A 13439-nucleotide genomic window follows, 5' to 3' on the forward strand; every position below is an offset into this window, starting at 1 on the left:
CAATGGGTACTTCACAATCTAGCGTAGGACCAAATGGTCGTTCCCCTCTATTACCTGCTTGGGTTGATGACAGCCAAGCATTGCCACAAACATCAGAACCGCAACGATTAAAAGGCTTCCGCCAAGCAATAGGTAGGGCTGTACAAGGCGGTGGGCGTGAGGATGTGCGTAAAGCGCTCGGTCATTACGCTCAAAAAGCCAGTGGTGGTAAACATACAGCCGTACAAAAGCTGGGAAAAATTACCCAAGCAGGTTCGGGCTTATTTGGTATTTTTTCAGGCAGCCAGCAGCAAGAATATTCGGTTAATTTAAATAGTTTAAATGGTCAGCCTTGCGATGCAGTTATCAATCAAATTACCGAACTTTTGGCTGGACATCACGGAGATTCAGACAAAATTCGTTCTGCGATAAATGTGGCGTTATCAGAAGCATTAGAAGGAATGACGACTTTTGATGAAAATAGTATTACTGTTGAAGTCATTGGTAAAATGATGGTTTGTTATTTAACTGAAAGCATTTTTCTGCAAATTGTACACGATGCGGGCAAGGCTTGGAAAAAAGGTGATAGTCCTGTGCAAATTGCCGAAGCGGAAAATGCTTTACGACAACTCATTCGTGAAGTGGTTGATATTACGCTTGCTCCCAAGGTTACAGATGATATTTGCCAGCTAACAACCGAACAAATGCAAGAAATTCAAAATCAAGCCATTTTGGAAATTTGGGAAGAATGGGAGAATTATTGATGACTCAATTAGTTTTTCATCACGATATTGAACAATTAAAAAATCTACCAAATGGTGCAATACCTGTTCGGCTGTATGAAATGGGCGATAAAAATCTACAAATTGCCTATATCGGTAATGCGGTTTTGGATAAAGTAAAAAGATTAGGTATTGAGCCCAGTAATACCGTAATGGATTTTTTGACGATTGCTTTGGCAGTTACCGCAGCGGATACTTTTGTTTTACGAAAAGATACCGCAAATGGTTGGTGTCGTTCTTTTTCCATTACTTTACCTTTGTGTCAGCCTGATATTTGGCAAGCAAACAAAACCCATTTAGAGCAAATTTTACACTTTTTGAGTGGCGATATTTGGCAATTTAATTTTCAGGCAGGCGAGCAATTACCGCCACAGCCCTATAAATTAAGTAGCAGAGCTAAATTGGTGGATTTGAGAAATAAAGACTGCGTTTGTTTGTTTTCAGGTGGTTTGGATTCGGCAATTGGAGCAATTGATTTATTAGAGCAGGGTTATTCACCTGTTTTGGTTAGTCACTCTTATAAAGGCGACAAATCACGCCAACAAATGATTGTTGAAAAATTTAATCAAAGTCGTTATGCCAATCAATTTTCTCAACTTAATGCAATTGCACAGCCACATTTAAACAATGGTAGGACGACTGAAATCACAATGCGAACCAGAAGTTTAAATTTCTTGGCATTTGCAGTTGTATCAGCTTATGCATTACAGGAAGTTGTGCAAGAAGAGATTGATATTTTCGTGCCTGAAAATGGAGTGATTTCAATCAATGCACCTTTAACGCCACGCAGAGTAGGTACTTTGAGTACTCGTACTACGCACCCTTATTTTATTCAAGAATTACAAAAATTGTTCACTGCAGTCAATATTCCTTTTACTTTAAAAAATCCTTATCAATTTAAAACCAAAGGACAAATGATAGCAGAATGTGCAAATTTACCATTATTACAACAAATTATCCCCGATACTGTTTCGTGTAGTCATTGGAAACGCAAAAACCAACAATGCGGAGTTTGTGTTCCTTGCCTGATTCGTAGAGCGTCATTGCATTATGCTGGCATCACCAATGATGCTGAATATGAGTTCAATGACATTCGGCAAATCTTGACACATCAGGATAGAAAAGATGATTTATTTGCTTTAATGAGCGCTATTGGTCAAAAAAACATCGTAATATAAATCAATGGGTTTTACAAAGTGGCTCATTACCTGCTCAACAATTAAATCAGTTTGCAGATGTTTTTAGGAATGGCTTAAATGAAGTGGAACAACTTTTAATAGTGAATCAAATATTATGATGGATATGCATTGTCATTTGGATTTATACACCAATCCACAATATGTTGTGAAACGATGCCAAGATGAAAATCTTTATGTCTTATCTGTTACAACTACACCCAAAGCATGGTATGGCACAAGTTTATTGGCGAAAGATTGCCCTCGTATTCGTACGGCTTTGGGATTACACCCACAATTGGCTCATGAGCGTTGGCAGGAGTTGGAATTGTTTGATTCCTTATTAAACCAAACTCGCTATGTAGGTGAAATTGGTTTAGATGGAGGAAAAGAGTTTAAGGCATATTGGGAAACTCAATTAAAGGTTTTTCGCCATATTTTAAGAAGCTCGGCAAAAGCTGGTGGAAAAATATTAAGTGTACATTCTAGAATGAGTACAAATACTGTACTAGATGAATTAAGTCAAATAAATGATAACTTACCAATTCTTCATTGGTTTTCAGGCACCAAACAGCAGTTAAAACGAGCGATTGAAATGGGGTGCTATTTTTCTGTAGGACCTGCAATGTTAAGAGGTAAAAAGGGTTATGAATTGGTTCAAGTAATACCAAAAGAAAAGATATTAATTGAAACAGATGGGCCTTTTGGCACTTTTCAAGAACAAATTTTATATCCTTGGAATGTTGATATTGCCGTTTCAATGTTAGCGGATATTTGGGGTATGAATAATTTAGAAGCTGAAAACAATCTTAAACAGAATTTATTCAATCTTGTTTCTAAAAATATTTAATCACTATCAGGTTTATGATTTATAAAATCTAATCATAACTCAGACCTATACCCATCTATGAAGCTTCCCAATTATCCTTGTTTGCAATCTAAACAAAACAATTAGGAGCATCCCCCTAATGTTTTATTAACCAACAATGAAACTTTTATTGAAGAGCTCCTATTATCTGCTTTAACGAATTGGCAAATTTTGTAAATTTCGAGCAGATATTGACCTCTTGTTAATACCCTCAAGGTCTCTTAAAGACCCTCCACCACCTCTTTAAGCAAAGAATACGATCGCAACTACTTCGCTTCATCAAAAATATAGTTAATCGCAATCAGCTCATCGGCTTGATATTTTGCTTGGAAATCAATTAGTTGGGATTTTATACTTGCCTTGTCGCCTATTAAAGAGGCATTCATCATCACATTTGCTGCATATTTATCTTGAATTGTCCAAAGGGCGTCCATATCCGGCACGAGTGGCTGCATACACGAGAGACACCACGGACTAAATCCCAAAACAGTTGCTGTTGGGTGGTGGCTAGAAAGTAGGCTTCTTCTTGGCTGTTCGCCACCAACACATTGTTACAAATCATCACATAAGGCTGATCCAACACGACAGAGGGCTTAAATTCATTTCGGTAAATCTCCAACCGCTATATCCAACATTCTCGGGGCAAAATGGGCGGCAAAGGCATGCAGCAAGCCTAAACGTCCGGCAAGAAAGGCACTTTCGGTGCTTGAACCTAAGATATAAAGAGGGATGTTCAAGCCTAAGGCTGGGTAGGTTCACACTTCGCCTTGATCTTGGGCATCACCAAAATAGCGTTGCAGTTAGAGAATATCCCGCTCAAATTCTTGCGACACATCTCGTTGCCCACGGCGTAGTGCCAGTACGCTCATCAGGATAGTGCCGGGTGATCTAAATCGACACGGTTTAGATAGAGTGTGTGTAGCATACCGTATTGCTCGGCGACTTGTAATTGGCTGTGATTCGGCAGCATCACCCCACCGCTGCCGACACAGATATTCTGCGTGTGCGACAGGGTGTGGGCAATCAAAATTTGCGTAGCAGAACTCGCCAAATGCGGCATATTGTGGTGTTCGGCAATCCAAAATCGGATAAAATCAAGGCCGTCTAAATGTTTTGCCAGCCGCACCATAGCTTCAGTCTCCTGTTTGTGTTTGCCCTTCTCGCAGTGGAGCAAGATTAAGGGAAGATAGTTTTATCCATTTTCAGCTTATCCTAAAAGCGTGATACTATTATTGCAAATTGATTATTCTGATTATGGAATATAAGCATGACAAATATAAAAAACTCGACCTGAATTTGCTCAAAGCCTTTATTGTGTTACTTGATGAAATTGTCAACTGTGCAGTACAACGGATTTTGCAAAATTAGGCGGAAATCTGACCGCTTGATCTTACCCTCGTTTTCCAAACCAACGGGTGCAATTGCCACCTCAATCTGATTTTATGCCAATAAAAACAAGGTGCTATCCACCGAACTCCGTGTTTTACCTTTCAGAACGGCAAGGCGTTGATAAGGGCGGTCAGCACGCATCCAAGTGCTACTACCGACCGATCCTCCGTCTGCCAAATGAGGGCTGTTGAGTATCGCCAACCAACGAACATTCTGCCGACTTAAATAGAAAAACTGGGCTTGGTTAGCCAACAAAAGATCCAACTCCGCCCAACTGTTCGCCTCTCCCAACCCCAACGGCACAAACTCAAACCACTCCTCCGGAAACTGCCCGTTCAAGCACTCCACCCACGGCTGCCAATGGGTTCGAGTGTAGGCTTCTCCACGCTGGGCGAGAATGCAGATTTGCCAGGTTTTCCTCCCAAACGGTGGAGAAAGCAATAGAAGGAGGAGAAATAGATATTTCATTTTGAGCAGATTGGGTTAGTCAATGAAGTTATAGTAATACATTGGTTTAAAAAATTCATGTTCAATTTCTCTTTTTTGTATTGAGGTTGTAATTAAGAATGGCTGACTATTCCTTATGGCCAACAGCCACTTATCGGCCAACATTCTTCCCAACTCCAAGCAAAAATATGTGAAATTAATTGTGTAACCTACGGGGAAATTTATCGTCAGAGTACTACTATAAGCAGTCAAAAAGGAGATTATTTTTGTAATCCGGAAACAACCCCTCTGAATTACCAAACAGCAACAGTATTTCATCCAATTTCCTCATATAGAGACAAATTTTACCGTTTGATGACAGCAGCAATGCTGAAGGGAGAATGAATGAAAAATAGAGAAGAAATAATACGAGAATCACTTATTCACTCTGAGCAGAAATAGACCGATTTAGTAAATTTTTACATTACCATCTTGCTTTTTAGTAAAAAGGCCATATTATTTAGTAAATAATCATTCTTTTTACTAAATAGAGGTCTTTATGAGCTTAGCAATGATCGAATTAGCAATGCAAATCTTATCATGTTCCCAAAAAGAGCTTGCAAGCAAGTTATCTGTTTCTCCTACCCAAATAACGAAATGGAAGAAAGGGGAATATATGTCATTTGAAATGGAAAATAAGGTAAGGGAATTACTGGACATTGGGAGCTTGGATCCTGATGTTATTTTAGCCTTTGGTTCCATAGAAAATGCAAAGAAATGGCAAGGAATTATTGCTTACTTAGCTTACTTAGCTGAATCAGCTAATGATAATGGAGAAACCGGCTTTTATATAGCACCATTAGTTGACGAGCCAGACCTTGTATTATCTAATTTAGTGAATTCACTAAAAGAGCTTGAATATTCATTCCCTCTCTCTTTTCCATCGGAATTAGAAAATAAAGATGAAAATTACCTTGATTGGAGTGATGAATTTATTGAAGAAATTTATAATAATGAATTTTGTTCATTAATATATGATATTTTCCGCTCTTTTGTTGATATATACAGTTTTTATGCTGCTTATATTACCGAACTCTATTCCCAATCTTCTATAGATGATTTTGATGAGTTAATCATAAATATAGAAACAAGGTTATTAAGTTTAGCTATTGTTAAAGCAGATACAAACTTACAGCAGCTAAATAAATTTCAGAGATTCAGACTGGATATAGAGAAAGATTATAAAGAGTGGATTCATCAACTCAAATTATATGCATTTAAATCTAATATTCCATTAAGAGCTGAATTAATGCACTTAATAGATGATGAACACGATAGTCTAGGCGTTGAAGCTGAAAAAGAATGTTTAGGAATTAATGATGACAGACTACATCCTGACATCTATATGAATGAATTACTCGTCGGAATGCGATTAATTCATCAAGTTCTACCCGTGATTTTAGATAAGTTAGAGATTAAAGATTTTAAAATTGATGATAAATCCTTAAATAAGTTCTAGCTAAAGAGAGATTATTATAGTTATATAAATCTGCTCCTGTGATACCGTTGATATGTGAAAACCCTTACCATTTTGATTGGTTAGTGCTCAATAGCGGATCAGGGATTGTCTCGATTTTGGGCACCCGGGTAAAATGTCGCCGATTATTTTAAAAGTCAACAACGCAAAGCCGATTTAAAGAGCATTTATAATCATCCGAAAGCCCTAGAACTCCGCTTTCATCTTACACTGTGTCGAGTAGTTCGATTTAAAAGGCAACAAGAAATGGATTTCTTCGCCCAAAAACAGAATGAAAAAATCTATATTCAAGTTGCCTACAAATTAGAAAGTGAAGAAACCGTTAAACGAGAGTTTTCACCGTTGCAAGAGATTGCAAATAATTATCCGAAATATATGATTACTATGGATGAATTGTGGCAAGAGAATTGGGTGGATAGAGAATTCTTTGATTAGTGATTTTTTATGCAAGAGAATTTATAATGAACTATATTTCTAGAATTTTACATACAGAGAATAAAGAATTCACAGAAACTGAATTATTATCACTCAATCAAAAAGTGATCATAGTGCTTGCTGAACCAGGTGCTGGAAAAAGTTGCTTGCTGGAGAAATTAGCAACATCCTTAGGTGTTCAGAAAAGTACCGCAAATATATTTATTCATTTAAACCCAGAAAAAAGCTCTTGTATTGTTATTGATGCATTTGATGAATTAGTTAAAGTTGATCAATCTGCTGCAACTAAAGTGCTTGTTATGGCAAAAAATACATCAGCTGACAGAATTATTTTTTCTAGTCGCTCTAGTGAATGGTCTGAAAGCTATACTAGAACTTGTAAAACTCTTTTCGGGGAAGAACCTTTAATACTTTATTTAAAGCCACTTAACCAACAAGAACAAAAAGAAATTTTTAGTTCATGCTATCCAAAAGAAAATGCAGAAAAATTTTTACAGGAATCACAAAAGATTGAATTAACGCCCCTATTATCCAATCCATTATTTTTAAAACTATTCGCTAAAGCTTATATTGAGAATAATCAACACTTTGAAAGTAGATATTCTGCCTTTAAACTTTCTATTGAAGGATTAGCAAAGGAAGCTAATCCAAGTTATTCCTCTACATTATCTTCTACAAGAAAAATTGATTTAGTTGAAGATATTTTTTGTAAATTAATGCTATCTGGCTCAGAAGGTATTGGTGTTGACGATATATCATCTAATTTATTTTTTCCAAATTTAAAGGATTTAAATAAAGATCTAAATATCACACAAATTTTATCTACACAATTTTTTATTCCTGGGGAGGCTACTGGACAGCATAGACCTGTTCATAGAATTGTTGCAGAATATTGTGCGGGCAACTATCTCGCGAAGAGGCTTACAGCAATGACGAATCGTTTATCATTGAATAAGATTTTATCTATTATTGCGCCTAATAATGTTGTCAGAGATGAATTACGTGGTTTATTTGCGTGGATAGCTGTACTATCAGAGAATCAACAAATTCAGAAGAGACTAATAAACTTAGATCCTTATGCTATTTTAGCAAATGGAGATCCATCCTTACTTCTTCCTGGTTCAAAAAGAACACTATTATCAAGATTAAAAGACTTAAATCAAGAGGATCCGTATTTTACTCGTCATGATATATGGAGAAACTTTAGTATTTCTGATTTTTTTCTGATGATATGATAGATGAATTAAAAGAATTGCTATCGGAAAAATATAGAAGTGGGAATTTACAACGGGTACTATTAAAACTATTACTTGAGTCGTCAGTAGTTTCTAAAGTAGTTGATGAGTTAAGAACAATCATTTGTGATACTAATCCAAAATATAAAGAATTATCTATTCGTAGACTAGCAGGAGAATGTCTGCTTAAAGTGAAAGATTATCCAATTAAAGATGTTTGGGTACAGCTAGTCTCTGAAATAGATAGTGTTTCACTATCTATTGCTAGTGAAATAATGAATTTATCTGACAGAAGTTACTTTGAGCTAAATGATTATATTTATTTTCTTAACATATGTGCTGAGCTATATCCAACCAGTTATGAAATAGAAAGAGTTTTCGGAAAACGTTACTTCATTAGATTATTTATTCAAGAACTAGATCTAGATTTAACAATAAGATTACTAGACTCACTATCCAATAACCTAGTTTGCACTTGCCAAGAGAAATATGATTGCAAATGCCGGATAGGCATTAGTAAAATCATTAGCATGCTATTAGATCGTTATTTTGAACTATCTTCAACATTCAGTACATCTAAAATTTGGACATGGATTAAAGATTTATACTTTCAGAATGGAGTATCAAAAGAACAAAGTTTATCTGTAAAAATCTTATCAGAGAATGATGAATTAAGGCAGGACATAATTAAGTTGGTATTTGAGAATCTATGTACTAGAGAAGAAATTCATAATATGAAATGCTATCACTTTGAATGGAATTCTCACTCAGGATTAAATTTCCAATCTAAAGATCTAAGATTTATTATAGATTTTGCCTTCGGAACTGATAATATTGCACTATGGAAATATTTTATATCTCATCATGATTTTTACAGCAAAGAGAAAAAGCCTAATTTACTGAGAAGACATATGCGAAATCAGGCTTTACAAAAACCAGCTTTCTTAATGGCTTGGTATAGAATAAATCAAGAAACGAAGGAATTCTATCAGAGAAATACTCTTAAATATAACCGTAAAAAGAGTATTAGAAATATCAATAGAAAACAGCGTAAATCTCATGCAAGAAATATTAAATATATTCAAGAAAATAGAGTGTTAATAGAAAGTGGTAGTCATAGGAATAGCCTATTAACCTTTTCCTATACTTTTCTGCGAGAGCCAGAAAAAATAGCAGAGAAATTTGGTGATGAACAATTAGTTAGAAATGCATTATATAACTGTATTAACTACATTCAGTTGGACATACCCAATTTAACTGATTTGGCTAAACTGCATTCTGACTCTTCAGCTTTAAATATTGAAATTATTCTTTATGCTTCTTGTATAGAAATTTTTACAAGAGACAGATCATTAAAAGCATTACAACAGAATGTTCTAGAAGCATTATACACTCATTTATCTGTTCATTGGACAGAAATAGATGATTGTATTAGGAAGCAATTAAAAGATGAGGTAGAAAGCCTATTGTTTAATAATGTAGAAACAATAGAAAAATTTATAAATGACTATATAGAACCTCAGCTTTCCAATACCAATTACAAGAATCATCCTGTTTACTGGTTAGAAAAAGATTTATTCAAACAATTTCAGAAAAAGTACGCTCTAGAATGGTTAAGTAAATACTCTCATTTAAAACTACCAGAGTTAGAGAAATTAATGTCTATGGCAATTCAATCTAGCAATAGAGATAGTTTGAAATTATTACTTGCAAAACGTTGCGATGAATTAGTATCTGCTGAAAACAATCAACAAAAAGGAGATCAAAAAACACAAAGAAACTTTTGGTATATTCATGCTTTCTATTTACTAGATCAAGATTATGAGTCCTATTGGAAAGAATTAACCAAAGATCGAAATTCTATATTCATTTTAGAAAAGGATTTAGGTATATTTGGCGATTATAAAGATTGGTTGGCACTATCCCCTGAAAAAGTTGAGTTAATTTTAGACACATTTTGGCAAGAATATCCAAAAGTTGAATTATCAGATATTTATGGCTCTGAAAGTCCTGATGATGAAAAAGCTTATCGTTTTTTAACGAATGTGATTTTTTTCTTAGGAAAAAATGAATCAGATAATACAATTCCCGTTATTGATAGATTGCTAAATAACCCAACGTATATAAACCTTCATTCAGATTTAAGAAGTATTAGATTTAATTATTTAAAGAAAATCGCTATACAAAGTTTTCAAGCACCTAAACCAGAGCAAATAGTAAATTTAATTGAACGAGATGAAATTATTAGTATAGAAAATTTGCGTGCAGTTATTATTGAAGAGCTTCAATCTTACCAAGATGATTTGAATGGGCATGATATAACTACTAAATCTATCTTTTATAATGGTAATATGGTACTTGCTAATCGAGTAGATGAAAATACGGCTACACAATATATTGCTGAGAGACTGAGAAGACTAGAAAATAGACAAATTATAGTTTCTCGTGAACACTATATGAAAGATGACAAACGATGTGATATTGTTCTATCTAAACTTATTGAAGGTAATAGAAAGATTGTTCCTATCGAAGTTAAAGGTCAATGGCACTCTGAGGTTTACTCAGCATTTGAGAATCAATTAAATAGGTTATATTCGATTCATCCAGATTCTGATGGACAAGGTATTTATTTAGTATTATGGTTCGGTCCAGATGAAAAAGTTGCTGGTGTTAAACATCATGGCATCAATAATGCTCAGGAATTATATTGGGAAGTATATGAAAAGATATCTGAAGAGTTAAGAAATAAAATAGATCTATTTGTGCTTGATTTATCTAGTTAAACTTAAACTCTACAAGCGGTCAAATCCCCTCAACACTTTGCAAATTCCCACTGTTATTTGACCGCTTGTTCCCTCTCCCTTGACCCAAATCAAACTTCCCCTTGATATGTGGAAAACCACAATACCCACCCAATCCGCCCGTTTTTACAATAACTACATCGAATTTGAGCTTTGCATGTAGGGAATAAAATGAATAATAAACGGCGGAATTTATTAAAAGGCGGTCTCGCTCTCAGTGGTGCGACGGCGTTTGGGGCGAGGGTCGATTTGAAGACCAACCAAGTGATCCGCATTTCGGGCAACCCGTACCACCCGCTATCCAGCGACAAAACCCTGCCGTTTTGGGATGCCGATTGCCAAGGCGGAAGTGTTGCTGGCGGGCGAAAGCGGGATCGAAAACCGTTCGACCGCCTGTACCCGTGGTGCGGCATTTTTGGATAGTATCAATAGCCCGTACCGCATTACTCAGCCGTTGAAGCGTGGCGAAGGCAAGTGGCAGACCATCAGCTTTGAGCAGTTGGTGGAAGAAGTCGTCAATGGCGGCAACCTGTTCTGCGAGGGCGAAGTGGGGGCTTGAAAGCCATTCGTAACCTGCAAGATCCAATCAACCCGAAAAAGCCCGATTTAGGCACTAAAGCCAACCAACTGCTGGTAACCTTTGCCGGCTCGGAAGGTCGTCAGCCGTTATTGCAACGCTTTGCTCAACGCAGTTTCTACACGATCAACCTAACTGCACTAAACAGTAATAGCAGGGTTTGATAAGAGAGTGTTTTTCTTGGACGGGTATTTAATGCCCGCTCAACATTGTCAACTTCCTCTTGTGTTATCTCCCGCAAATCACTCCCTTTCGGAAAATACTGACGGATAAGCCCGTTCGTATTTTCATTCAACCCTCTTTGCCAGGGACTTCTCACATCCGAAAAATAGGTTTCGCAATCCAATGCTTCTGCCCACTTCTTGTGTGCCGCAAATTCCGTCTCGTTATCAAAGGTTAAGGTGTGGATATGGGCTTTCAGCGGTAGCATCGCCAAAATCACTTTCTCTGCTAAATCATCGGCATCTTTACCCGATAATTTCACGATTCGGCTATACTTCGTCTTTCATTCGACCACCGTCGCCAAGGCGGTAAAATGCCCTTTGCCCAACATCGTATCAACCTCTCAATCTCCCACTCAATACTTCAGCTCTATCTCTTGCGGTCTGTGGTGGATATATGCCGCATCAGCAATCCGACATCGGCGGCGGTATAACTTTTCATTGCGTTTAATATAACGCTTCTCTCCACGCTGTAAGCACCGCCATATGGGGCTTTTCGTTTGAAATGATGGTGTAAATAGGCATAAATCGATTTAACCGATATCGGTAACATCAAACTATGCACAATTTGCCCCGGACTTCAATACACCTTGAGTTTGATTTCAATGCATTGCCATAATGCCGGAGTGATTTTGACTTGGCAAGGCTTTGCTTTTTGCCATTGGTTATAAAACTGTTGGATGTGTCGGGCAATATATTCGCCAGATTTTGTACGGTTACGCCGGATTTCCTATCGAATCGTTGATATTGCCCGATTTAATGCAGTGGTAATCTATCTAATAGACTTGTGTTTTAAGGCGGTTTCAATGTAGAATCGTTCTTCATAAGCCAGTTAATTATACATCTTTACTTCTCTTTGGTCGGAAAAGTCTTGATTATACATCAACTGACTTTTCCATTTTTATCAAAAAGTACTTAAGGGGTAATTCAACTTTTTTGTAAATTTGAACTAATACTTTTATTTACTAATTATATAAACATTCAATTTTCTATTGTTACAGAGTAGAATTATCTGCAATAATTTTAGATTAGAGCACTTTGAAACCACTACTATGTACAAGAATCTTTCTCTACTCTCTCCAAGTCCCTCATTTGACTTCGAGTTAGTCTCTGGATTGACTCAATGCGAAAAAGGGAATTATCTTGATTCTGTTGTCAATAAGCAAGGTATGAAAGGCTATATGTTGCAACTGACAACTTTTGGTAGTGGTACAATTTATGACGGCAAAAATACATTTAATGTGGACCGTGGACAACTTCTTCTCTTTTCTCCGAATGTGATTCAGAATTACCAACGCCATTCTGAGGCTTCATATTGGCACTATAAGTGGATCTATTTTTTACCGAATCCTAAATGGAATAAATGGTTAAATTGGTCTAATAGAGAAGCAGGGATTGGTCGCATAAAAATTAATGATAATCGATATTTCCAAGAAATCAGTCAGCTCTTCTCTAAAATTAATCTCGAATTAAAGTCCAGCCATTTTTTTAAAGAAGACTTGGCTACTACTCTGTTGGAATATTTATTGATGAAGTGTATTTTTGCAGAGAAAATTGAGATTATACCGGCAATCGATCAACGTATTCTTAATGTTTGTGATTTAATTCTATCCAATTTAGCTCGGAATGACAGTATAGAATACATAGCAGAGAAAGTATTTTTATCCTCCTCTCGGTTATCGCACTTGTTTAAAGATTCTTTAGGTATTAGTTTAGTGCAATGGAGAGAACTGCAGCGGATTGCAGAATCAAAAAAACTATTATATTTCTCCAACATTTCAATATTAAATATAGCTAAATCATTGGGTTATGAAGACCCTTTGTATTTTTCTAAGATCTTCAAAAAGCATACCGGATTATCCCCCTCTGAATTTAGAACTATCGAAAGACGTAAAGATAACGAAGTGTGATCTAGATCTCACTTCGCTTTTCGTAGCAGAATTTTCCATATCTATAACAAAAATTTACCTGTTCCCTCCTCTGTTTAAAGCATAAGATTAAGACAACTTTAATT

General features: G+C 36.1%; 9 protein-coding genes and 3 pseudogenes. 9 read left to right on the forward strand and 3 right to left on the reverse strand.

Annotation, left to right across the window (positions count from 1 at the left end):
• Nucleotides 1–2: 2 nt before the first annotated feature.
• The 3 genes from A6B41_RS06225 (at nucleotide 3) to qatD (ending at nucleotide 2786) form a co-directional block, all read left to right on the forward strand.
• Nucleotides 3–743, forward strand: coding sequence for a hypothetical protein (locus A6B41_RS06225; protein WP_005759403.1), 741 nt, complete (start codon nucleotides 3–5; stop codon nucleotides 741–743).
• Nucleotides 743–1939 carry a Qat anti-phage system QueC-like protein QatC gene (gene qatC, locus A6B41_RS06230; RefSeq protein WP_237052456.1) on the forward strand — a complete coding sequence of 399 codons (1197 nt, stop codon included), beginning with the start codon at nucleotides 743–745 and terminating at the stop codon, nucleotides 1937–1939. Before A6B41_RS06225 ends, qatC begins: the two co-directional genes overlap by 1 nt.
• Before the next feature lie 115 nt (nucleotides 1940–2054).
• Entirely contained in the window at nucleotides 2055–2786 is a 732-nt protein-coding gene (gene qatD, locus A6B41_RS06235) for a Qat anti-phage system TatD family nuclease QatD (RefSeq protein ID WP_032847448.1), read from the forward strand.
• A gap of 284 nt (nucleotides 2787–3070) precedes the next feature.
• On the opposite strand, the pseudogene A6B41_RS11300 reads toward qatD, so the two are convergent.
• Nucleotides 3071–4000 (reverse strand): annotated as a pseudogene (locus A6B41_RS11300) (LLM class flavin-dependent oxidoreductase).
• Nucleotides 4001–4244: 244 nt separating this feature from the next.
• The gene (locus tag A6B41_RS06245) at nucleotides 4245–4661 is read right to left on the reverse strand and encodes a substrate-binding domain-containing protein (protein ID WP_027074494.1); all 417 of its coding nucleotides are present in this window, start codon (nucleotides 4659–4661) and stop codon (nucleotides 4245–4247) included.
• A gap of 529 nt (nucleotides 4662–5190) precedes the next feature.
• Between A6B41_RS06245 and A6B41_RS06250 the strand changes: the two genes are divergently transcribed.
• From A6B41_RS06250 to A6B41_RS06270, 5 genes and pseudogenes are all read left to right on the forward strand, one after another.
• Nucleotides 5191–6138, forward strand: coding sequence for a hypothetical protein (locus A6B41_RS06250; RefSeq protein ID WP_027074493.1), 948 nt, complete (start codon nucleotides 5191–5193; stop codon nucleotides 6136–6138).
• 264 nt (nucleotides 6139–6402) lie between these two features.
• On the forward strand, nucleotides 6403–6591 hold the full coding sequence (locus A6B41_RS11180) for a hypothetical protein (RefSeq protein WP_027074492.1): 189 nt from the start codon (nucleotides 6403–6405) through the stop codon (nucleotides 6589–6591).
• A 26-nt stretch (nucleotides 6592–6617) separates the two neighbouring features.
• Nucleotides 6618–7826, forward strand: a complete 1209-nt coding sequence (locus tag A6B41_RS06260; protein ID WP_050436788.1) for an NACHT domain-containing protein — start codon at nucleotides 6618–6620, stop codon at nucleotides 7824–7826.
• Complete coding sequence (locus tag A6B41_RS06265) at nucleotides 7823–10609, forward strand: hypothetical protein (protein ID WP_050436787.1); 2787 nt, start codon at nucleotides 7823–7825, stop codon at nucleotides 10607–10609. Before A6B41_RS06260 ends, A6B41_RS06265 begins: the two co-directional genes overlap by 4 nt.
• 189 nt (nucleotides 10610–10798) lie before the next feature.
• Nucleotides 10799–11353: pseudogene (locus tag A6B41_RS06270) on the forward strand (tetrathionate reductase subunit TtrA); the annotation flags it as partial.
• Here the strand turns inward: A6B41_RS06270 and A6B41_RS06275 are convergent.
• Nucleotides 11323–11697: pseudogene (locus tag A6B41_RS06275) on the reverse strand (IS30 family transposase); the annotation flags it as partial. The pseudogenes A6B41_RS06270 and A6B41_RS06275 sit on opposite strands and share 31 nt — an antisense overlap.
• A gap of 780 nt (nucleotides 11698–12477) precedes the next feature.
• Between A6B41_RS06275 and araC the strand changes: the two are divergent.
• Nucleotides 12478–13335, forward strand: coding sequence for an arabinose operon transcriptional regulator AraC (gene araC / locus A6B41_RS06280; protein WP_027074490.1), 858 nt, complete (start codon nucleotides 12478–12480; stop codon nucleotides 13333–13335).
• Nucleotides 13336–13439 lie beyond the last annotated feature (104 nt).

The organism is Mannheimia granulomatis, assembly GCF_013377255.1.
GTDB lineage: Bacteria > Pseudomonadota > Gammaproteobacteria > Enterobacterales > Pasteurellaceae > Mannheimia > Mannheimia granulomatis.

Excerpts from the sequence above, each read along its gene's own strand:
- araC (WP_027074490.1), top strand. The coding sequence starts at position 12,478 with ATGTACAAGAATCTTTCTCTACTCTCTCCAAGTCCCTCATTTGACTTC.
- A6B41_RS06260 (WP_050436788.1), top strand. The coding sequence starts at position 6,618 with ATGAACTATATTTCTAGAATTTTACATACAGAGAATAAAGAATTCACA.
- A6B41_RS06265 (WP_050436787.1), top strand. The coding sequence starts at position 7,823 with ATGATAGATGAATTAAAAGAATTGCTATCGGAAAAATATAGAAGTGGG.
- qatD (WP_032847448.1), top strand. The coding sequence starts at position 2,055 with ATGATGGATATGCATTGTCATTTGGATTTATACACCAATCCACAATAT.
- A6B41_RS11180 (WP_027074492.1), top strand. The coding sequence starts at position 6,403 with ATGGATTTCTTCGCCCAAAAACAGAATGAAAAAATCTATATTCAAGTT.
- A6B41_RS06250 (WP_027074493.1), top strand. The coding sequence starts at position 5,191 with ATGATCGAATTAGCAATGCAAATCTTATCATGTTCCCAAAAAGAGCTT.
- qatC (WP_237052456.1), top strand. The coding sequence starts at position 743 with ATGACTCAATTAGTTTTTCATCACGATATTGAACAATTAAAAAATCTA.
- A6B41_RS06245 (WP_027074494.1), bottom strand. The coding sequence starts at position 4,661 with ATGAAATATCTATTTCTCCTCCTTCTATTGCTTTCTCCACCGTTTGGG.
- A6B41_RS06225 (WP_005759403.1), top strand. The coding sequence starts at position 3 with ATGGGTACTTCACAATCTAGCGTAGGACCAAATGGTCGTTCCCCTCTA.